Origin of the sequence: Actinopolyspora mortivallis DSM 44261 (genome assembly GCF_000384035.1) — a bacterium.
In the GTDB taxonomy this organism is placed as follows: Bacteria; Actinomycetota; Actinomycetes; order Mycobacteriales; family Pseudonocardiaceae; genus Actinopolyspora; species Actinopolyspora mortivallis.
The window spans coordinates 3941089-3961782 of sequence record NZ_KB913024.1 but is presented as its reverse complement, the minus strand read 5'-3'; the positions used below and the strand labels follow the sequence as shown (position 1 = coordinate 3961782).

At 69.8% G+C, this 20694-nt stretch carries 15 protein-coding genes; 9 read left to right on the top strand and 6 right to left on the bottom strand.

The annotated features are described in order from the left end of the window. Positions 1-4 precede the first annotated feature (4 nt). The 4 genes from ACTMO_RS0118545 (at position 5) to purL (ending at position 4291) form a co-directional block, all read left to right on the top strand. A complete protein-coding gene (locus ACTMO_RS0118545) occupies positions 5-871 on the top strand; it encodes a MaoC/PaaZ C-terminal domain-containing protein (RefSeq protein ID WP_019856178.1) in 867 nt (288 codons plus the stop codon). Between the two features lie 188 nt (positions 872-1059). Then, positions 1060-1299 (top strand): phosphoribosylformylglycinamidine synthase subunit PurS, encoded by a 240-nt coding sequence (gene purS / locus ACTMO_RS0118540; RefSeq protein ID WP_026449390.1) that lies wholly within the window; start codon positions 1060-1062, stop codon positions 1297-1299. Further along, positions 1296-1982 carry a phosphoribosylformylglycinamidine synthase subunit PurQ gene (purQ, locus tag ACTMO_RS0118535; protein WP_019856176.1) on the top strand — a complete coding sequence of 229 codons (687 nt, stop codon included), beginning with the start codon at positions 1296-1298 and terminating at the stop codon, positions 1980-1982. Before purS ends, purQ begins: the two co-directional genes overlap by 4 nt. Then, a complete protein-coding gene (gene purL / locus ACTMO_RS0118530; RefSeq protein ID WP_019856175.1) occupies positions 1979-4291 on the top strand; it encodes a phosphoribosylformylglycinamidine synthase subunit PurL in 2313 nt (770 codons plus the stop codon). The genes purQ and purL overlap by 4 nt, the downstream gene beginning before the upstream one ends. A 125-nt stretch (positions 4292-4416) precedes the next feature. Here the strand turns inward: purL and ACTMO_RS0118525 are convergent, their stop codons facing one another. Next, entirely contained in the window at positions 4417-5238 is an 822-nt protein-coding gene (locus ACTMO_RS0118525; protein WP_019856174.1) for a lysozyme, read from the bottom strand. A gap of 371 nt (positions 5239-5609) precedes the next feature. Between ACTMO_RS0118525 and ACTMO_RS0118520 the strand changes: the two genes are divergently transcribed. Beyond that, positions 5610-7799, top strand: a complete 2190-nt coding sequence (locus ACTMO_RS0118520; protein ID WP_084792233.1) for a putative bifunctional diguanylate cyclase/phosphodiesterase — start codon at positions 5610-5612, stop codon at positions 7797-7799. Between the two features lie 139 nt (positions 7800-7938). On the opposite strand, the gene ACTMO_RS0118515 is transcribed toward ACTMO_RS0118520, so the two are convergent. Beyond that, the gene (locus ACTMO_RS0118515; protein ID WP_026449389.1) at positions 7939-8796 is read right to left on the bottom strand and encodes a GGDEF domain-containing protein; all 858 of its coding nucleotides are present in this window, start codon (positions 8794-8796) and stop codon (positions 7939-7941) included. 293 nt (positions 8797-9089) lie between these two features. Between ACTMO_RS0118515 and ACTMO_RS0118510 the strand changes: the two genes are divergently transcribed. Next, positions 9090-10412, top strand: coding sequence for a glycosyltransferase family 87 protein (locus ACTMO_RS0118510; RefSeq protein ID WP_019856171.1), 1323 nt, complete (start codon positions 9090-9092; stop codon positions 10410-10412). Between the two features lie 207 nt (positions 10413-10619). Here the strand turns inward: ACTMO_RS0118510 and ACTMO_RS0118505 are convergent, their stop codons facing one another. Together ACTMO_RS0118505 and ACTMO_RS0118500 are read right to left on the bottom strand one after the other, a co-directional pair. Further along, a complete protein-coding gene (locus tag ACTMO_RS0118505) occupies positions 10620-12065 on the bottom strand; it encodes a hypothetical protein (protein ID WP_157062953.1) in 1446 nt (481 codons plus the stop codon). A gap of 207 nt (positions 12066-12272) precedes the next feature. After that, positions 12273-13322 (bottom strand): hypothetical protein, encoded by a 1050-nt coding sequence (locus ACTMO_RS0118500; RefSeq protein ID WP_019856169.1) that lies wholly within the window; start codon positions 13320-13322, stop codon positions 12273-12275. Between the two features lie 429 nt (positions 13323-13751). On the opposite strand from ACTMO_RS0118500, the gene ACTMO_RS0118495 reads away from it, so the two are divergent. Beyond that, positions 13752-14909: an AI-2E family transporter gene (locus ACTMO_RS0118495; protein ID WP_019856168.1), complete on the top strand. Its 1158-nt coding sequence runs from the start codon at positions 13752-13754 to the stop codon at positions 14907-14909. 79 nt (positions 14910-14988) lie between these two features. Here the strand turns inward: ACTMO_RS0118495 and ACTMO_RS0118490 are convergent, their stop codons facing one another. After that, positions 14989-16185 carry a GGDEF domain-containing protein gene (locus ACTMO_RS0118490; protein ID WP_019856167.1) on the bottom strand — a complete coding sequence of 399 codons (1197 nt, stop codon included), beginning with the start codon at positions 16183-16185 and terminating at the stop codon, positions 14989-14991. 430 nt (positions 16186-16615) lie between these two features. On the opposite strand from ACTMO_RS0118490, the gene macS reads away from it, so the two are divergent. After that, complete coding sequence (gene macS / locus ACTMO_RS0118485) at positions 16616-17929, top strand: MacS family sensor histidine kinase (protein ID WP_019856166.1); 1314 nt, start codon at positions 16616-16618, stop codon at positions 17927-17929. After that, on the top strand, positions 17926-18600 hold the full coding sequence (locus ACTMO_RS0118480) for a response regulator (protein WP_019856165.1): 675 nt from the start codon (positions 17926-17928) through the stop codon (positions 18598-18600). Before macS ends, ACTMO_RS0118480 begins: the two co-directional genes overlap by 4 nt. Positions 18601-18639: 39 nt before the next feature. Here the strand turns inward: ACTMO_RS0118480 and ptsP are convergent, their stop codons facing one another. Continuing rightward, positions 18640-20277 carry a phosphoenolpyruvate--protein phosphotransferase gene (gene ptsP, locus ACTMO_RS0118475; RefSeq protein WP_033401579.1) on the bottom strand — a complete coding sequence of 546 codons (1638 nt, stop codon included), beginning with the start codon at positions 20275-20277 and terminating at the stop codon, positions 18640-18642. Positions 20278-20694: the final 417 nt, after the last annotated feature.

The following is a 20694-nucleotide window of genomic DNA, read 5'->3' as shown; positions in this document are numbered from 1 at the left end:
AGCTGTGCCCACCACCGAACTCGACCGCCTGCCGAAACTCGGCCCGCTGTACCTCAGGGCCGCGGCCACGACGCCGTTGCGGCGCACCGACCCCTCGCGGGCGAAGCTGCCGGACACCGAGTACGTCCGTTCCGGGATCACGGTCGACCGGCGGCACCTCGCCGAGTACAACCGGATCTGTGGGTTCGACAACCGGGACGAACTGCCGCTCACCTATCCGCACATCACCGCGTTCCCCCTCGCCGTCAAACTGATGACCGACCCGGGGTTCCCCTTCCCGCTCGTGGGACTGGTGCACGTGGCCAACAGCATCACCCGGCACGAACCGCTGTCGGTGACCGACCAGCTGACCCAGCGGGTGCGCCTGTCCGGCCTGCGTGCCCACCCCAAGGGCACCCAGTTCGACGTGGTCACCGAGACCGTCGTCGACGGACGAACGGTGTGGACCGAGACCAGCACCTACCTGCGCCGCGGGGCGGGCGACCCGCGGGCTCCCGGAACCTCCGAACTCGCCGAACCCGAGAGCACGGAACCGAGCGCCCGCTGGAAACTGCCCGGTGACCTGGGGCGGCGCTACGCGACCGTCTCCGGCGACCGCAACCCCATCCACCTGAGCGCGGTCACCGCCAAGGCCTTCGGGTTCCCCCGTGCCATCGCGCACGGCATGTGGTCGGCCGCGCGCTGCCTGGCCGCCTTCGCGGGCCGGCTTCCGCGGTCCTGCGCGGTGGACGTGGAGTTCGCCAAGCCGGTGCTGCTGCCCTCCCGGGTGGAGTTCACCGAGGAGGCGGGCGAGCAACCGGGACGGCGACGGTTCGCGCTGCGCTCCTCCTCCGGCAAAGCGCACCTGAGGGGCTCGCTACGAACCCTGTGACCCGGCACGGCGTTCCGCCCCTCCCGACACCGCCGGGGAGGTACCGGCGTGGTCCGAGGTGAGCCACGCCCCAGCACCTCCCCGGCCGTCGGGAAGGAACTCGCAGCTCAGTTACGCTTTGCCCGTAACGCCGACCATCCGCGCCGCGAAACGCGGAGCGGATCCGCACAGTTCCGGGAGCGACGCCCGTGGCCCGAGTCGTTGTCGACGTCATGCCGAAAGAGGAGATTCTCGACCCGCAGGGCCAGGCAGTGGCCAACGCGCTGCCTCGCCAGGGGTTCGAAGGAGTCTCACACGTCCGTCAGGGGAAGCACTTCGAGCTGGAGGTCGCCGACGACGTCGACGACGACACGCTCGAACGGATCGCGGAGAACTTCCTCGCCAATCCCGTGATCGAGGACTGGTCCGTGCGCCGGGTGGAATCATGAGCGCCGCCGGGGCCAGCATCGGGGTGATCACCTTCCCCGGTTCGCTGGACGACGGCGACGCCAGGCGCGCGGTGCGCCGCGCCGGGGCCACCCCCGTGGCGCTGTGGCACGCCGACGCGGACCTGCACGGGGTGGACGCCGTGATCGTGCCCGGTGGTTTCAGCTACGGGGACTACCTGCGCTGCGGCGCGATCGCCAAGTTCGCCCCGGTGATGACCGAGGTGCTGCGCGCGGCCGAACACGGCATGCCGGTGCTCGGGGTGTGCAACGGGTTCCAGGTGCTGTGCGAGGCGGGACTGCTGCCCGGCGCGTTGACCCGCAACGCGGGGTTGCACTACGTCTGCCGCGACCAGTGGCTGCGCGCCGAGAACACCACGAGCACCTGGACCACGCGCTACGAACCCGGTGCCGAACTGCTGATCCCCGTCAAACACGGGGAGGGCCGCTACGTGGCCGAGGAGTCCACCCTCGACGAGCTGGAGGGGGAGGGCCGCGTGCTGTTCCGCTACGTGGAGGACAACCCGAACGGTTCGAGCCGGGACATCGCGGGCGTCACCGACGCCCGGGGCAGGGTCGCCGGACTGATGCCCCACCCCGAACACGCGATCGACCCACTCACCGGCCCCACCGACGACGGCCTCGGCATGTTCCTGTCCGCCCTCGACACCCTGGTGCCCGCATGACCGAAACCACGCACGACACCGTCACGAGTCCCGAGCGAGTGGACAGCACCGAGTACGCGGCGCGGACGCCGGAGCTCGCGCAGCCCTACCGCGAACTCGGGCTGGCCGAGGACGAGTACCAGCGGATCCGGCGGATACTGGGCCGCCGCCCCACCGAAGCCGAGCTGGCGATGTACTCGGTCATGTGGAGCGAGCACTGCTCCTACAAGTCCTCCAAGGTCCACCTGAGGTACTTCGGGGAGACGACCACCGAGGAGATGCGCGCCAGGATGCTGGCGGGCATCGGCGAGAACGCCGGTGTGATCGACATCGGGGACGGCTGGGCGGTCACCTTCAAGGTGGAGAGCCACAACCACCCCTCCTACGTCGAACCGCACCAGGGAGCGGCCACCGGGGTCGGGGGCATCGTCCGCGACATCATGGCCATGGGGGCGCGGCCGGTCGCGGTGGCCGACCCGCTGCGCTTCGGTCCCGCCGAGGCCGCCGACACCGCCCGGGTGCTTCCCGGGGTGGTCGAGGGGATCGGCGGCTACGGCAACTGCCTCGGGCTGCCCAACATCGGCGGCGAGGTCGTCTTCGACGAGTCCTACGCGCGCAACCCCCTGGTCAACGCCATGTGCGTGGGGGTGCTCAAGTCCGACGAGTTGCAGCTCGCCCACGCCAGCGGAACGGGCAACAAGATCGTGCTCTTCGGCGCCCGCACCGGCCTGGACGGTATCGGAGGGGTCTCCGTACTGGCCTCGGAGAGCTTCAGTGGAGACGAGACCGGCAGCGGGCGCAAGAAGCTGCCCAGCGTGCAGGTCGGCGACCCCTTCACCGAGAAGGTGCTCATCGAGTGCTGCCTGGAACTGTACCGCTCCGGTCTGGTGGTCGGTGTGCAGGACCTCGGAGGGGCGGGGCTGTCCTGCGCCACCTCCGAGCTGGCCTCCGCCGGTGACGGCGGGATGTGGATCGACCTGGACGCGGTGCCGCTGCGCGCCGAGGGGATGACCCCCGCCGAGATCCTGTCCAGCGAGTCCCAGGAACGGATGTGCGCGGTCGTACGCCCCTGTGACGTTGAGGCCTTCATGGAGGTCTGCCGCAAGTGGGACGTCACCGCCACCGTCATCGGCGAGGTCACCGACGACGAGAACCTGCGGGTGGACTGGCGGGGCGAACGGGTCGTCGACGTTCCCCCGAGGACGGTGGCCGACGAGGGCCCGGTGTACCAGCGTCCGGTGCGCCGCCCCGCCGAACAGGACCGGCTCGTGGCCGACGATCCGGGCACGCTCGCGCGCCCCGGCGACGCCGGGGAACTGCGCGAGACGCTGCTGCGGATGGCGGCCTCCCCCAACCTGTGCTCCCGCGAGTGGGTGACCAGCCAGTACGACCACTACGTGCGCGGCAACACGGTGCTGGCCCAGCCCTCGGACGGCGGTGTGCTGCGCATCGACGAACAGAGCGGACGCGGGATCGCCGTCGCCACCGACTGCAACGCCCGCTACACCCGACTCGACCCCTATCAGGGGGCGCGGTTGGCGCTGGCCGAGGCCTACCGCAACGTCTCGGTGACCGGGTCGAAGCCGGTGGCGGTGACCAACTGCCTCAACTTCGGTTCCGCCGAGGACCCCGGGGTGATGTGGCAGTTCCAGCAGGCGGTGCGCGGGCTGGCCGACGGCGCCGCCGAACTGGGCATCCCGGTGACCGGCGGCAACGTGAGCTTCTACAACCAGACCGGCGGCGACCCCATCCTGCCCACCCCGGTGGTCGGGGTGCTCGGCGTGATCGACGACGTCGCCCGCAGGATCCCCACGGGGATCGGCGCCGCTCCGGGGGAGGCGCTGCTGCTGCTCGGCGAGACCCACGACGAGTTCGGCGGATCCGAGTGGAGCAGGGTGGTCCACGGTCACCTGGGCGGTACTCCGCCGCGCGTGGACCTCTCCCGGGAGAAACTGCTCGGCGAGATCCTCGCCCTGGGCGCCCGCGACGGCCTGGTCTCGGCGGCACACGACCTCTCCGAGGGCGGTCTGGCCCAGGGACTGGTGGAGATGGCGCTGATCGGGGAGACGGGAGCCCGGGTCGTGCTGCCCGAGGACGCCGACCCGTTCGTGTGGCTGTTCTCCGAGTCGGCGGGACGTGCGGTGGTGTCGGTCCCGCGCGGGGAGGAACTGCGGTTCACCGAGCTCTGCTCCGCCCGGGGGCTGCCGTGCACCAAGATCGGAGTGGTCGACACCGAGTCGCGGAGTCTGGACATCCAGGGAGTCGGTGAGCTGCCACTGACCGAGCTGCGGCGGGCCTGGGAGGGCACGCTGCCGGCGCTGTTCGGCTGAGCACCACCCCGGCACGTGGAGTTTCGCCGCGACGGTGGCCGTGTTCCCCGCGAAGAGGACCGCCGGGAACACGGCCGCCGTCCGGTGTGTCGCGGCCCCGGGGCGTCATCCGTGTCCTCCACGGGTCAACGCCCCAGCGCCAGTCTTTCGAGCTGCTCGTACGTACCGTTGAACAGGTTCTTGTCCAGCGGTTTCGAGGTGTACTGCCAGAACGTGTGGTAATCCCAGTCGTGGGGCAGTTCTCCGACGAAGTCGTTGTACCTGGCGATCCACAACGGGTTCGTCGAGCTGAAGTCCCCGTCGACGCAGTCGTTCCACCAGCGCGTGCTGGTGTAGATGGTGGGGTACCTGCCGGTCAGCCTGTGGTAGGTGTCGCTGAAGTCCCGGATCCAGGCCGTCATCCGCCCCGGGGTCTTCCCGTAGCACTTCGGTCCGTACGGGTTGTACTCGATGTCCAGGGCACCGGGCAGTGTCCTGCCGTCGGCGGACCACCCGCCCCCGTTGCGGACGAAGTAGCGCGCCTGGGCCGCACCGCTGGAGCGGTCGGGCAGGGCGAAGTGGTAGGCACCACGGATCATGCCCACCCGGTAGGAACCGGTGTACTGATGGTTGAAGTCGGGGCTGGTGTAGCCGGTCCCCTCGGTGGCCTTCACGTAGGCGAACCGCATCCCCTGGTTCCACCAGTGATTCCAGTCGACCCTGTTCTGGTGTCCACTGACGTCCATGCCGTGGACCGAGGGTCTGTTCGACAGGCGCGGAGCCCGCTGCCCGGGCGTCGTCTCGTTCTCCCGGATCTGTGAGCCCATCGCGTGGTCGGGCTCCGGCGCACGTCCCGGTGGGGCCTCGGCCGCGTACGCGGAGGGGCCGAACACCAGAACCACACCGAAGATCAGTGATAATCCGTAGGTCAACAGGCCGGAGGTACCGAATCTACCCGAACGATGCATACGCTTCCCCTTGGTACGTGCGTCGGAGCTTGCCGTGTGGTGCCTGAGCGCTCAGGCGAGTCCGCGGGTGGCTGCCGTTGTCGAACACCGATCGTGTGATCAAGGAAACGATCGTTTCACCGCTTCCGGTAGGTATCGTGTTACCTTCTGCCCACAATGAGGCAAAACGGACACCGCTCAAACGACGAAACTCGACCCGGTCGGGTGACATGAACATCGCTTTCGATCTTGGTCCGCGTCTCCTGCCAATCCACTTCCGGTAGCTACCCTGGGTGACAGCAGGTTCCGCGTTCGACCGAAGGGCGGCATCAACCGTATGCTCCCCGAGTACCTTGCGCGGGCGACTACGACGAGCGGAGGGCGCCGCAGGCATGACCGGCTGGACAGCGCCTGTATCGAGCGCTCATGACGTGACGGATGTGGACAGACGACACAAGCGGGAGTTCGCCGCGGCCTGGACCCGGGCACTGGTCGGTACCAGCTATGTGCCGATGACCGGGGCCGAGGTCGAGGAGCAGTTGGAACGTTACACCGACCGCCTGGCCGAGGCGCTGCTCAGCACTCCCCAGGACACCGAAGGCGCCCGCGCCGTCGGTGCCGATCTGGTGGCCATCCACTTCACCGGGGCCGACTCCCTGGCCAAGACGATCGAGAGCGTCGGCGAGCACATGCTCCCGCTGTTCGGCCTCACCGAGACCCCGGAACTGCGCACCCGGGTCTCGGCCGTGCAGGCGGCGATCTGCGGCGGCTTCATGCAGGCCGCGCGCAAACGCACCCTGGACGAGCAGGAGGCGATCCGCCAGGCCGTCCTGGACGCCAGGGACTCGGTCGAGCAGGCCCTGCGCACCAGCGAGGCCCGCTTCCGCGCCATCTTCTCCGAAGCGGCCATCGGCATCGGCATCGCCGACACCGAGGGCCTCATCCTGGAAGCCAACGCCTCACTGCGCCGCATCCTCGGACGCAGCGCCGAGGAGATGCAAGGCCTGCGGGTCTACGACCTCATGGACCCGCAGGACACCGACACCGTCTGGCAGGTCTACGAGGAACTCGTCCGCGGCGAGCGCGAGCAGTACCGCATGGAGAAACGGTTCACCCGTCCCGACGGGACCAAGTCCTGGACGGAACTGATCGTCTCCCTGGTACGGGACGAGAACGGTCTGCCCCTCTACCAGGTCGCCCTGATGGAGGACGTGACCGACCGCAAGATGTTGCAGGACCGGCTGCGCCACCAGGCCCTGCACGACCCGCTCACCGGACTGCCGAACCGCGCCCTGTTCCTCGAACGGATCACCGAGGCGCTGAACGAGGACACCGGCTCGGAACGACCCAGGCGGGTGGCGCTGTGCTACATGGACCTGGACGGTTTCAAGGTCATCAACGACAGTCTCGGTCACCACGTCGGGGACGACCTGCTGGTCACCGTGGCCCAACGCCTGGCGGAGACCGTCCAGGGGCAGGACCGCCTCGTCGCCCGCATGGGCGGGGACGAGTTCGTGATCCTGATCGAGGGCTCCCGGGGAACCCAACAGGCCGTCGACATCGCCGAACAGGTGCTCGACGCGCTGAGTTCCCCCATCAGGGTGGGTAACCAGGAACTGTTCGTCTCGGCGAGCATCGGGATCCTGGAACGCCCCGTGACGGGCCAGACCCCGGCCGAGCTGATGCGCGACGCCGACGTCACGCTCTACTGGGCCAAGGCCGAGGGCAAGAACCAGTGGGCCCTGTTCGACACCGAGCGCAACGCCAGCGAGGTGGCCCAGTTCCGGCTGTCGGCCACCATGCCGGCGGCGCTGGAGCACAACGAGTTCTACGTCGACTACCAGCCGCTCGTGGGGCTGGACCACTACCGGGTGTCCGGGGTGGAGGCGCTGGTGCGCTGGTGGCATCCCGAGCTGGGACGCCTGGGGCCCGACCGGTTCATCGGGCTGGCCGAGGAAACCGGCATGATCGTGTCCCTGGGACGCTGGGTGCTGCGCCAGGCGTGCAAGCAGGCCCGGCTCTGGCAGGACGAGTTCGGTTCCGCGGCCCCGTTCATGAGCGTCAACCTGGCGGTACGCCAGTCCCGGGACCCCAACCTCGTCTCCGACGTGGCCGAGATCCTGGACGAGACCGGGTTGGAGCCGGGGATGCTCCAGCTGGAGCTGACCGAGAGCGCGATCATGAGCACGGCGGACGAGCCGTTGGAGACCCTGCGCACACTCGCGCGGATGGGGGTGCGCATCGCGATCGACGACTTCGGCACCGGTTACTCCAACCTCGCCTACCTCCGGCACCTGCCGGTGCACGAACTCAAGATCGCCGGCTCCTTCATGGAGGGAGTGGGCGAGGACCAGAACATCGACCCGGTCGACGCCAGGATCATCGGGACGGTGGTGGACCTTTCCCACGCCCTCGGACTGACGGTCACCGCGGAAGGGGTGGAGACGCGGGCCCAGGCGACGCGTATGAGGGAGATCGGCTGTGAGACCGGCCAGGGATGGTTCTTCGCCAAACCCGGACCTCCGGAGGACGTCCGCACGCTGCTGGCGGCGCCGCAGGACGCCGAGTGGTGGAGGAAGTAACCCGTCGGGCAACAGCGGGACGCGAAACCGAGTTCGCCGGAGTCGTCGGCGGGAACTCGCCTCGACGCGGACGGGGAGCCGCCGGAACGGCGGTCACGCCTCGTCCGCCCCTCGGGGGATCACCCCCGGCGAAACACACTCACTCCTTGGCCCGTAGTTGCTGCTCGGCGCGGTGGACCACCGAGTGCACCGAGGCCTTTCCGTCGCTGCTCACCCAGGAAACCCGCACACTCGGTCGCACCTGCCTGCCTTCCAGCCGCATCGGTCGGACCACCGCCCTGCGGGCTCCCTCCGCGATCTCGGCCCCGTTCCCACTGGGATGTTCCACCACGAGGGCGAACTCGTCCCCGCCGAAACGGGCCACCGTGTGCTCGTCGCTGAGACTCTGGCGCAGCCGTCCCGCGATCACGGTCAGCAGTTCGTCCCCCTGGGCGAAACCGTGCTCCACGTTGAACTGTTCGAGCCTGCGCACGTCGACCAGCACCAGCGTGCTCACGGTGCCCCGGCACCGTGCCCGCGCCAGCGCCTGGTCCAGCCTGTCGAGCAACAGCACGCGCCCGGGAAGGCCGGTCAGCGGATCCACCATCCCCCGGGAATGGGGGACGTCGGTGTCCACCGGTTGTAGGAACATCAGCACACGTTGTTGCGCGTACATGCGGACGGGCTGGTAATCCATCCACAGGTGTCCGCTCGGCTTGCCGTGCTGGGTGATGACCACGGGGGTGGACATGCGAGTACCGGTACGCAGCACCTGGCTGGTCAGATCCGACCAGTCCGGCAGGTGCGCACCCGTGCTGTCCTGCATCGCCCAACCACTGGGACGTGATCCGGTGAGCAGATCGGTGCGGTCGAGCCGCATCAGATCCGCGGCGGCGTCGTTGGTGGCCAGCACCTGGCCACGCTCGTCGGTGAGCATGAATCCGGCGGTCAGTCCCATGATGAGTTCATCCCACACTCCGGTGAGCTGGGATGCGCCAGTGGCATAGACAACACTCATTCGGAGCTACCCTCCCCACCAGATGGAGCAGTGGTTGTGAGCCTCCCCTTGTGGCGGGACCAAATTCAAGAGCGCGACTACCACACGTCATGGTGTTTTTTCAGTGTGTCACTTACGTAGCGTCAACACATATGGCGAAAAGGACTCCGATTGATCGACTCACCCGCCCCGGACAACAGTTCGACAACGAGTCGATGAATACGGTGGGGAGCTTGGAGAAGGAGCTGACCTCCTAATCTGGTGTCGTTCCCGACAACCGACAACCAGGTCGTAGCCGACAGGACGGTTCAAGAGTGCAGCCCACCGCCCCTCCCCCGAACAGGGGATCCCTCATCGGAGTTCTCCGGCAACACCGCAAACTGATCATCGTGTTCGCCCTGTGCGAGTTCTGCGCGCTCGTCATGGTTTCGGCGATCAATCCGCACGGGCACATAGACGGGGAGGTGTACCAGCTCGGAGCCCGCGCCTGGCTCCAGGGAACGCCGATCTACCAGGATCTCCCACCGACCGAGTCCGGACTGCGGCTTCCCTTCATCTACCCGCCGTTCGCGGCGTTCGTCTTCGCCCCGCTGGCGGTGGTGTCCAAGACCAAGGCCGTCGCCGTGATCATGCTGGTCAGCCATCTGGCCCTGCTGAGCACGCTCTACGTGGTGCTCCGCGCCTGTCCCCTGGGGGAGCGCACCCGCCGACGCGCCCTGCTGTTCACCGCCGTACTCCTGCCCCTGGCCACGGTCACCGAGCCGGTACTCGAAACGCTCACCTACGCCCAGATCAACCTGGTGCTCATGGCGCTGGTCGCCGTCGACTGCCTGTGGCGCGTCGACGGGACCCGGAAACCGCCCTACCCGCGCGGCCTGCTGATCGGCATAGCCGCGGGAATCAAACTCACCCCCGCGGTCTTCCTGCTGTTTCCCCTGCTGCGCCGCGACGTGCGCACGATCCTCACCGCCGTGACCACCCTGCTCGGCACCGTCGCCCTCGGATTCCTGCTCGCCTTCGAGGACGCCGTCCACTTCTGGACCCGGCAGGTCTTCAGCAGCGGCAACGTGTCCTTCGGTCCCCAGTTCGAAGGGGACGCCTCCATCTACGCCGGCAACGTCTCCCTGCGTTCCCTGCTGGCCAAGCTGGCCGTCCCCGAACCGTGGCAGACTCTGGGGCTGGGAGTACTGGTGCTGTTGGCGGCGGCACTGACCGTGTTCGGAATGTGGACCGCCCTGTACCCGCGCTCCGGCAGGCGCGACCTGCCCACCGCGCTCGTGCTCAACGCCGTGTTCGGCCTGTTGATCTCACCGATCTCCTGGTCCCACCACTGGGTGTGGATCGTTGCCGGCCTGATCCTGCTCTTCGAGAGGGGATACCGGCACCGGAACCTGCCCCTGCTGCTGGCGACCACCCTCGCCGCGGAGCTCTACCTGATCGGGCCGCACTGGTACGCCCCCCAGGGGGACGGCAAGGAACTGACCTGGAACTTCTTCGAACACCTGATCGGGAACGCCTATGTGTACCTCGGGGTGGGATTCCTGGTCTACCACGCCTACCTCGGGGTGACCGACCGCCGCGGCGGCCGCACCCCGAATCCCGGAAACCCGGCCTCCGAGGTGGAATCGGCCCGCTGAGCCCGCACTCCCGTCACCGCCCACGAAGGGCCTCCTCTTCGGAGGGTGAGGACCCCCGAACACGAAGAACGGGGCCGGCAAGCCACGAGCTTGCCGGCCCCGTCTGTCCCGGGGCCCCGGTGACCGACAATCGCCGAAACGGTCACACGCTCCCGGGAGGGGGACGTACCACCGGGGTGGTCGGACCCGGTCGTACGCGCCCCGCGGCTACGCCGCCGCGCCTGCGGCCCCGACCCTGGGGGTACCGTCGGCCTCGACCGCGGGCAACGGCACCGTCATGCCCTCGAGGGCATCCACCTGCGGCGCCCGGTCCAGGATCGGAAGGGCCACACCGCCTTCCGGAGCACCCCGGCGCGCGATCGTGGTCTCCCGGAACGGGTTGGACGTCACGACCCGCCGCTCCGGCACGGCCGCGGCCAGTTCGTCGACCACTCGCACGCTCACCTCGGAGAGTTCCGGTACCGGGGTGAACAGCACCTCTTCCGAAGTCCTGGTCACCTCGGCCTCACCCGAGTCCCGAACGGGAGTGAGAGCGGCGGACCCGACCTCGTCGGTGTTTCCGCCCAGAGTGTTCGCCTCGTCCTCGCCGGACAAGGAGATCCCGGTATCCGGCGGGAACCCACCGGCACCGTCAACGTCCTCGGTGGGGAACAGCAGCGCCGGGTCGGGCAGGGTGGGAAGTTCGTCGACCCGCTGGTGCACCTCACCGGGAAGGTCGAGCGGAGCCTTCTCCTCGGAGACCGCACGCCGCTGCCCGGCGTCGGTCGACACGGCCGAGCGAAGCACCCGTTCCGGAACGGCGCGCAGGTCCGGGCCGGTTTCGAATCCCACCGTGGTGAGGTCCACCGCGGCGGTGTCCAGCATGCCTCCGGAACCCCGCCACATCGAGATGATGCCCTCGGCGGGCGAGGAGGAGGCGGGAGCGCTCACCTCCTCTTCGGGGAGAACCAGCGCGTGCCTGGCGGTCTCGGCGGATTCCTCCCCGCTGTGCCCGGAAACGGGGACGGTCTCGTGGGCCAGGGCGCCCGACCAACTCACCGAACGGTGCGGACCGTCCGCCGGTCTCGCCTCCTCGGCGGCGGCCGCGTGCCTGGCCCGGGGACGCTCGGCCGGAGCCGTCCAGGCGGAGACCCTGTCCTGGGGAACCGTGGAGGACACGGCCGAGCTCTCCGGGGCCGATCCCCACGGTTCCCCACGCCCGGCGGAGGGGGCGGAGTGCCCGGTCGGATCCGGAAGTTCCTGGGGTGGGATCCACTGTTCCTCACGGGGGAGATCCGGGGCTAGTTCGTCCGTGATACGTGGAATCCGCAGGGTGCGTTCGTTGTCCGCCTCCGCCGGAGTCTCCCGGATCGGGGCGATGCTGCCGACCAGGGTGTCGGCCTCGGACAGCCTGGAGACCCGTTCCCCATCTCCGTCCAGGGCGGGCAGCACCAGGGTCTCCTCCGTGTCTGGGAAGAGCTCCCCGGCGAAGCACACGCCGCTTCGACTGGGGGTGCCGTCCCCCGCCGCCTCGGCCGGTGTCAGTGGCCCGCCGAAGGGGGAGGTCGGACGTTCCGGGCAGTTCTCGGAGGCAGACGCGACACCGGTGCCTGCCGCGAGCATTCCTCCGGTGACCAGCGCCGCCTGCACGCCTCGCCTGGCCCAACTCTGCATGAAACTCTCCTTTGGATTTCTCTTCCCACGTCACAGGGACACGCCCTGTGCGCAAGCCTTCCGGTGAATCAGGAAAAAGGTCCGGTGCGCCGATCGACGGATCGGCGGCTCCCGCTCAGTCGGGAGGGGACGTCGCCGCGTGTCGCTTCCCGTCACCTCGGTCCGTGTCCGGCACACACGAGGGGGAAGAAAGCGGCGGTGCGAGAATCAGTCGGGGGTGGTGCCCGGTTGGGGGCCCTCGGTGTCCACGGGGGGAGTGGTTCCGGAACCGGTCGCGGAGAGCGGCTTGGCGGTGACGGCGGGAGTGGCGGGTACCCAGCCGGTCAGTCCGATCCCGGAAGCCGAACCACCGCTCGGGTTGGTGGTGTCGGTGCCGCAGGCACAGCCGCCGCCGCTGAAGGGGGGAAGATCGAGGGAGTGCTGCCTGCTGTTGACGGGTTCCTTCCGCACGGCCCGCTCGGGCAGGAGGTGTTCGGCTCCCGGAGTGGCGAGGGAGGGGGAACGGTTCGTCAGTGTCCGCGACCGTGTCGAGTCCGCCTCCGCCTCGGGAGTCCGCTCGGTCCTCGGTTCCGTGTGGACGTCCGGTGTCCGTCGCGGCCGGGAGGGTGCGGGGTGGGTGACCGTGCTCTCTGAGGAGCGCTGGGCCTCGTGGGAGTCGGTGGTCACCAGCGAGTCACGCACCCGTTCGAGTTCCCCTCCGACCGCTCCGGTCAGGGAGTCCTGCCCGGTCGTGCCGGAAACCACCGTGTCGGCGGCCCGCCGCACCGGATCGAGGACGGGTTCGGCACCCCGCCGCACCGTCTCCACCCCGGAGGTGACGGAGTCGGTGACGGGATCGAGCACAGTGGTCACCCCGGAGTCACGCTTCCCGGAACTCTCGGCGGAGGACGTGGTGCTTCGCCGGCTGTCCGCGCTCGGCGACCCGGTTTCCTCGGAGTGCCGCGTGTGCTCCGCTTCGGACGTCGTCCCAGCGGCCTCCGCGCCGTCGTGGCGTTCCGTGGCTCCCGTCAGGGAACGGACCAGCCCGGCCAGCGGACCGCTGTCGGCACGGGCCTCCTGCTGAGGGGAGGCCTGCCGCTGCGCCCGCGACGGTGTCCGGTCCGTGGTGTCCGACTCGGTCGGTGAGGCGGCGTGGGCGGTCCCGAGCAGGCACGCCGCCGAGATCCCGGCCACCGTGCCACCCACCACGATCAGCGCGCGGTACAGCCACCGCCGTTGGCGGTCGGCCGCCGACGAGCACTGATCGTCAACGGGCATGGGACTCAGCGGCCTCCTTCGGACAACGTCAACGCCGGAGCACCTCCGAAGGGACGGACGAGCGGCCCTGCCGGGCCGGTCCCACGGGGACCAACCACCGGTCTCGGGCTCTTCCGCGTCGTCACGACCTCCGCGCCGAAGGCACTCCCAGCGAATCGCCGAGGATCACTCTTCCAAAACACCCCCGGACAACGCATCCGTTCCGCACCGACTTACTCACATCGTGTGATGTTGCCGGTGCCGGCGGACCAGGACGACCCGCGGAAGCGGGCGGAACCACCGACCCGCCCACACGTTGGGAAGCCGGTGGGTACCGAGCCGCCCCGGATCACGACTGACCGGGACGAATTCCACCGTGTGCCGGGACGCCGGCCCACTCGGCGAGATCGGTCCCACCGTTCTCCGTCCGCGCACCGCTAGTGTGGCCCTGTGAGCGTCAGCAAGGTCACGAACTCCGACGAGATCGCCCGGATCCCCCCCGCGATACGTGTCACGGCGGCCCTCGGGTGGCGACTGCTGGTCATCTTCGGAATGCTCTACGCCCTCGGCTGGTTGGTGGGCAAACTGTCGGTGGTGGTGATCCCCGTGGCGATCGCCCTGCTGTTCTCCGCGTTGCTGGCTCCCGCCGTCTCGGTGCTGACCAGAATGCGGGTGCCACGGGGACTGGCCACGGCCGTCGTCCTCGTCGGCGGGCTGGCGGCCGTCGGCGGGATCCTGACCTTCGTCATCAACGCCTTCGTGGCCGGCCTGCCCGACCTGCAACGGCAACTGGTCGCGAGCCTGAACACCATCCGCGAGTGGCTGGCCAGCGGACCACTGCACCTGGGTCAGGAACAGATCAACAAATACATCGACCAGGTGGGCTCCTGGCTGGAGGACAACCAGCAACAGCTGACCAGCGGGGCGCTGTCCACGGCCACCACCGTGGGCAACTTCCTCACCGGCATGTTGCTGATGCTGTTCACCCTGATCTTCTTCCTGCACGACGGCAGGAGGATCTGGCTGTTCCTGCTGGGGCCGTTGCCCGAGGCGGCTCGTTCCCGTATCGACCTGGCCGGCACGCGGGGATTCGAGTCGCTGGTCGGCTACATCCGGGCCACCGGCCTGGTGGCGGTGGGAGACGCCCTCGGTATCGGGGTGGGGCTGGCGATCATCGGTGTGCCGCTGGTGGTGCCACTGGCGGCCCTGGTGTTCCTCGCCGCGTTCGTCCCGATCGTCGGTGCGGTCGCCTCCGGCGCGGTGGCGGTCCTGGTGGCGCTGGTGGCCAACGGGCCGATAGCGGCCCTGCTGGTGCTCGCCGTGGTACTCGGGGTGCAGCAGTTGGAGGGCAACGTGCTCCAGCCCCTGCTGATCGGCCGCGCCGTACGGCTGCATCCGCTGGCGGTGGTGCTGTCGATCAGCGTCGGGGTGATCGTCGCGGACATCATCGGGGCGTTGCTGGCCGTGCCGGTGCTGGCCATGGTCAGTTCCGCCGTGCGTGCCCTCGCCGCCGGGGAGACGGCGACGAAGCCACCGGAAGGGGAGTCCTCTCCCGAGACGGACACGACCTCCACCGACACCGAGGACGAGTCGAACCCGCGGACCTGAGCGAGCCCGGGACCACGGCCCGAAGCCCCGTGGCCGTGGCGGCTGCGGCCGCCGACGGTGCCCCGGCCGGATCGGGCCGTCAGGCCAGGCTGACCGCGTTGCGCCCACCGGCCTTGGCCGCGAGCAGCGCCGCGTCGGCGGCCACCAGCAGGTCCCCGAGCTCGTAGCCGAGCGTGCCGGTGCAGGCCACACCGATGCTGATGGTCAGGTTGTCGAGCTCGTGGGTCACCCCGGCGGTGTCCCGGGCCGGGACGGACAGGGCCGCCGTGGAGCGTCTGATCCGATGGGCGACCTCCCAGGCTGCCGCGGTGTCGGTTTCCGGAAGCAACACGACGAACTCCTCCCCACCGAAGCGCCCCACCAGGTCCCCCTTGCGCACGCTGCCGCGCAGCATCAACGCGACCGAGGCCAGCGCGGCGTCGCCCGCGAGGTGGCCGAGTTCGTCGTTGACCCGTTTGAAGTGGTCCAGGTCCAGCAACAGCACCGACACCGGGGCCTTCCGGGAGCGGGCCCGGACCAGTTCGGTCCGGGCGAACTTCTCCCAGTGCACGGCGTTCATCAGGCCGGTCTTGGCGTCGCGCTGGGCCGAGCGGCGCCACTGCGGAAGCTGCCCGGCCAGGTCCAGCAGCGCCATGGGCGGAGCCGCCAGCAGCGCGCTGACGGGGTCGTACTGCACGGCCACGGCCAGCAGCGCGCCGAGACTGACCGCGACCACCCCCAACAGCACGTCTATGGGGTCACCGAGGATCTCGGACCGGGAGGCCTGCGGGCTGCGCAGCCACAACCCGACCGCCACGAGCACGGCCCGCAGCAGGAGCAGGACGGTGCAGGAGGCCAGCAGGGCGAGCAGGGTCCACCGTGGGGTGTGCCACCCCAGCACCAGCCGCGCGGCGAAGGTGGCCAGCACGGTGGCCGCGTTGATGAACATCCACCGGTGCGGGGCCTCCCGCACGTCGAGAACTCCGTGCAGGGCAGGGCCGAGCAGCAACAGCACGAGCAGGTTCGGGGGCAGCAGCAACAGACCCGCGACGAGGTAGCAGATGTGGATCGTCCAGGGATTACGACGCACCCCCTCACGCAGCTGGATGGACAGGGAGGTTCCGATGATCACCGCTCCTCCGGTGAGGGCGAGCATCCCGAACCTGTACAGCTCCCACCCGGTGGGCGGATCGGTGGTGACGACCACCACGTAGATCGTCAACGCCGCCGCGAACTGCACGAGGAGCACGTAGCACAGGGCCGCGGGCCGCAGTTTCCACAGTGGCCATTCCCCCACTGGTTCCTCCCCTGGTTCTGCCGCGGGACTCGACACGGTCCCGGAGGAACGATTCCGTCCCCGGGGAAAACGCGCTCGTCCGGGCAAACAGTGTGCACAATCACCACAACCCTGCCAGCAAGATCCGTCACGTGGTGCTTTTCACCGACGCTCGCGGAGATTGATCGCCGATGTGGGCTAATTCCGTCGAACGTTCGGGCGGCGGATTCCTCCGGTGTGCCGGATCCGTTCCCCCGTCCGACGGGGAAGGGGCTGTGTGCTCGGCCACGGTTCCGGCACGGACGACGCTCACGGGTCGTGCCCGTGCCCCGAGCCGGGGGAGGATGTCCACACGGGAGCCCTCGGGTCGCCGGGAGGGTGGAACGGAACCCCCACCGCATCCGTCCACACGAGTGGCCCCTTGGCACATCACCGGAAAGGACTTCCGAAGTTGGTCAGCACGGGCGAGCGGAAAGCCGAGACGAGCGGAGGCGCGGAGGAGTCCCGGCGGCGGACGACTCCGCGCCGGGCCGCCGGGCTGGTGACGAGCACACTCGTTCCGGAATCCGCCGGCGAGGCCTCCTCCGGAGGCGAGGCCGTACCGGACGGCCGGATCCCCCTCTGGCGCGCGCACAACGGGCTCAGGATCCTCACCCTGCTGTACGCCCTGGTGTGGTTCGTGGTGCTGGTGTCCGACTACCGCAGGCCCGCGCTGGGGACGGCGGTCCTGGTGGGGATGGCGCTGTGGACCGCCTTCACCTGCTGGCGCTACGGCAAACCCTCCGGGCGGACCAACACCATGGTGGCTCTCGACCAGGTCGTGACCATGGTCCTGTTCGCGTTGTGCTACTTCGTGCTCACCGAACGGCAACTGGACCTGGGGCTGCCCACCGTGGTCACCGTCTGGCACGCCTCGATGGTGACGGCGGCCGCGGTGCGGTGGGGAATGCCCGGCGGGGCCGTCAGCGGCGTCGCCGCCGCGGCCGCCAACTTCGCCATGCGCGGCTACATCGACCCCAACATGTGGATGGACACCGTGCTGCACATCGCGATCGGTCTGCTGCTGGGACTGGCCTCGGACACGGCCCGGCACTCCACGGAGCGGTTGGCGCGGGCGCTGCGGGCCGAGGCGGCCACGGCCGAGCGGGAACGGCTGGCCCGCGACATCCACGACAGCGTTCTCCAGGTGCTGGCCCGGGTGCGCAGCCGGGGCAGCCAGCTGGGCGGGGAGGCGGCCGAGTTGGCGACCCTGGCCGGGGAACAGGAGACGGCACTGCGCGCGCTGGTCTCCACCGGGCCCGCCGAGTCCGTGGGCGGCAGCACCGACCTGGCGGCGCAGTTGCGCACATTGGACAGTGAGCGGGTCAGCGTGTCGGTGCCGGCCACCCGGGTCGAACTGCCCGCGGCGAGCGTGTCCGCGCTGTTCTCGGTGACCCGGGAGGCGTTGCAGAACGTGGACAAGCACGCCGGACCGCGCGCGCACGCCTGGGTGCTGCTGGAGGACCTGGGCACGGAGGTGGTGCTCAGCATCCGCGACGACGGTCCGGGAATCCCCGAAGGACGGTTGGAGCAGGCCGCCGCCGACGGCCGAATGGGTGTCGCCCGCTCGATCCGTGGTCGCGTGGAGAGTCTGGGTGGGAGGATCACTCTGGACACGGCCGAGGGGGAGGGCACCGAGTGGGAGATCCATCTTCCCCGTGGCGAGTCGGAACACGGCCGGTCCGCGGGAGGGACACGTGGGCAGCATGGAGGAACGACGGCATGACTGGCTCGGACGTTTCGGTGATGGTGGTCGACGACCATCCGATATGGAGAGACGGTGTGGCGCGGGACCTCACCGAACGCGGGTTCCGGATCGGCGCCACCACGGGCGACGCGGTTTCCGCGCTGCGCATCGCGCGCACGGTGCGGCCGGACGTGGTACTGATGGACCTCAACCTGGGGGACACCTCGGGGGTGGAGGCCACCAGGCAGATCACCCAGGAGATCTCCGGAACCCGGGTGCTGGTGCTCTCGGCCAGCGGGGAGCACGGTGACGTGCTGGAGGCGGTCAAGGCAGGCGCTTCCGGCTACCTGGTCAAGTCCGCCTCCGTGGAGGAACTGGTGGACGCGATCCGGCGCACCGCCGTGGGGGACGCGGTGTTCACCGCCGGTCTGGCCGGTCTGGTGCTGGGGGAGTACCGGCGCATGGCGGTCAACCCCGACGACTCCGAGCAGCAGCCTCCCCGGCTGACCGACCGGGAGACCGACGTGCTGCGCCAGGTGGCCAAGGGGCTGACCGCGCGGCAGATCGCGAACAAGCTGGTGATCTCCCACCGCACGGTGGAGAACCACGTGCAGTCCACCCTGCGCAAGCTCCAGCTGCACAACAGGGTGGAACTGGCGCGGTACGCGATCGAGCACGGGCTCGACCGGGACGGCACACCGGAGGAGTAGGTTCCCCGACGATCCCGTCCGGGATCGTCGGGCGCTGGATCACTCCAGGGCTTCGCGGGTGGCGGCACGGGCCCGGGAGGGGTTCGGAGCCGCCAGGGCCGCCTCGGCGGCTCGCGCGCACTGCCGGTGCGTGCTCGCGGCCAGCGCCCCGCCCACGGCGGGCACGGCCGTGGCCACCATGGAGAGGCTGCTGACCCCCAGTCCGACCAGGACACGCGCCAGCAGGGGGTCGGCGGCGGCCTCCCCGCACACCCCGACGGGCCTGCCGGTGTCCGTTCCGGCCCGGCCGACCAGTTCGATCAGCCGCAGCAGGGCGGGCTGCCAGGGATCGTTCAGCTCGGCCAGCGCGCCCAACTGGCGGTCGGCGGCGAAGACGTACTGGGCCAGGTCGTTGGTACCGATGCTGACGAAGTCCACCGCCTCGACCAGCTCCCGGGCCGCCAGCGCCGCGGCGGGAACCTCGACCATCACCCCGGCCCGTCCGATGCCCGCCGCCCTGGCGCGTTCGGTGAACCAGCCCGCCTCCTCGGCGGTGGCGACCATGGGAGCCATGACGGAGACCTCGGCACCCGAGTCGTCGGCGGCAGCCGCGATCGCCTCCAGCTGACGGTCCAGCACCCCGGGGTTGTCGAAGGCGATCCGCACTCCCCGCACGCCCAGGGCAGGGTTCGGTTCCTCGGCGGTGTTCAGGAACCCGAGGGGTTTGTCCGCCCCGGCGTCGAGGGTCCGCACGACCACGGGCCTGCCCGCGAAGGGACGGAGGACCTCCGTGTAGGCGGCGCGCTGGGTGGCGACGTCCGGTTCGTCCGAGGCGGCCAGGTAGCAGAACTCGGTGCGGAACAGTCCGACGCCCTCCGCGCCCCGGGAGACCGCCGTGGTGGCCTCGGCGGCGGCTCCGACGTTGGCGAGGATCTTGACGCGGTGTCCGTCCGAGGTCCCGCCGGTACCGGTCCACTCCGCTCCGGAGCGGCGCTCGGGGGACCGCACCTCGATCGGCTCGGTGGACAGGGCGACGGCCCCGGAGTCGCCGTCGACCTCGGCCGCCACGACGGTGGTATCGCCGAGCAGGCCCCGCACGGCGACCACGGCGGGGATGCCGAGTGAGCGGGCGAGGATGGCGGTGTGGCTGGTGGGGCCGCCCTCCTCGGTGACCAGGGCCAGCACCAGGTCGGGATCGAGGTCGGCCGTGTCGGCGGGGGCGAGGTCGCGGGCCAGCAGCACGCTCGGTTCGGTCAGGGTGGGCACGCCGGGGGCGAGCACCCCGAGCAGTTCGGCGATGATCCGGTCCCGCACGTCGTGGATGTCGCGCACCCGCTCGGCCAGGTACCCGCCGGTGGCCCGCAGGGACTCGGCGAACTCCTCGGCGGCTTCGAGCACGGCGCGGGGTGCGGGCAGGGAGCGCTGCCGCACGAGCTGTTCGGCGCGCGAGCTCAGTGAGGGGTCCATGGCCATGGCGGCCGTGGTTTCCAGGACGGCCTTGGCGTCCCCCTCGACGCCCGCGGCGCGGGTGAACAGGCCGGTGGCCACGGCTTCGGCCGCCGGTCCGATCCGCGCCGCCTCAGCGGCGTGGTCCTCGACGGCCGGGGTGGAGGGGGGTTCGGGCAGGGGCTCCGCCACCCGCACGACGGGCCCGGCGGCCTGCCCGCCGCTGACACAGACACCACTCAATCGCAACATGGTCTAGACCATACCTTTCGCTCCGGGGACACCGCGATGCCCAGCGTTCCGCCCCGCGGGAGCCGACGGGAACGGCACGAGGATCATGGCGCGATTCGACCAGTCGGCACTCCGCGCACGAAAGCAGGGAGAATTCCTACTTCACTCTTTCGGAGCAGAACACTCCCGACAATAGGTAACTCCTGAGTAACAGCACGGATCCGCTTCCCCCTTCCTGACTAGCAGGCTGGGGGTATGACACAGCGAAACGTGACACGAACACCGGACATCCGAGCACAGTTGCCGAGCGGCGAGCACGCCGGAGGCGGACTCCCCCGCCGGGCGGTGTGTGGCGGCGAGCCCGTGGACACCAGCCTGACTCCTCCGGAACGACTCCCGGTCGGTCTGGGCAGGCTCGCTGCCGGCAAGCGGCGGAAC

Bases quoted from the DNA above. Each gene is read 5' to 3' on its own strand.
- purQ (WP_019856176.1), top strand. From the start codon at position 1,296: ATGAGCGCCGCCGGGGCCAGCATCGGGGTGATCACCTTCCCCGGTTCG.
- purL (WP_019856175.1), top strand. From the start codon at position 1,979: ATGACCGAAACCACGCACGACACCGTCACGAGTCCCGAGCGAGTGGAC.
- ACTMO_RS0118525 (WP_019856174.1), bottom strand. From the start codon at position 5,238: ATGCATCGTTCGGGTAGATTCGGTACCTCCGGCCTGTTGACCTACGGA.
- ACTMO_RS0118520 (WP_084792233.1), top strand. From the start codon at position 5,610: ATGACCGGCTGGACAGCGCCTGTATCGAGCGCTCATGACGTGACGGAT.
- ACTMO_RS0118515 (WP_026449389.1), bottom strand. From the start codon at position 8,796: ATGAGTGTTGTCTATGCCACTGGCGCATCCCAGCTCACCGGAGTGTGG.
- ACTMO_RS0118505 (WP_157062953.1), bottom strand. From the start codon at position 12,065: ATGCAGAGTTGGGCCAGGCGAGGCGTGCAGGCGGCGCTGGTCACCGGA.
- ACTMO_RS0118500 (WP_019856169.1), bottom strand. From the start codon at position 13,322: ATGCCCGTTGACGATCAGTGCTCGTCGGCGGCCGACCGCCAACGGCGG.
- ACTMO_RS0118480 (WP_019856165.1), top strand. From the start codon at position 17,926: ATGACTGGCTCGGACGTTTCGGTGATGGTGGTCGACGACCATCCGATA.
- ptsP (WP_033401579.1), bottom strand. From the start codon at position 20,277: ATGTTGCGATTGAGTGGTGTCTGTGTCAGCGGCGGGCAGGCCGCCGGG.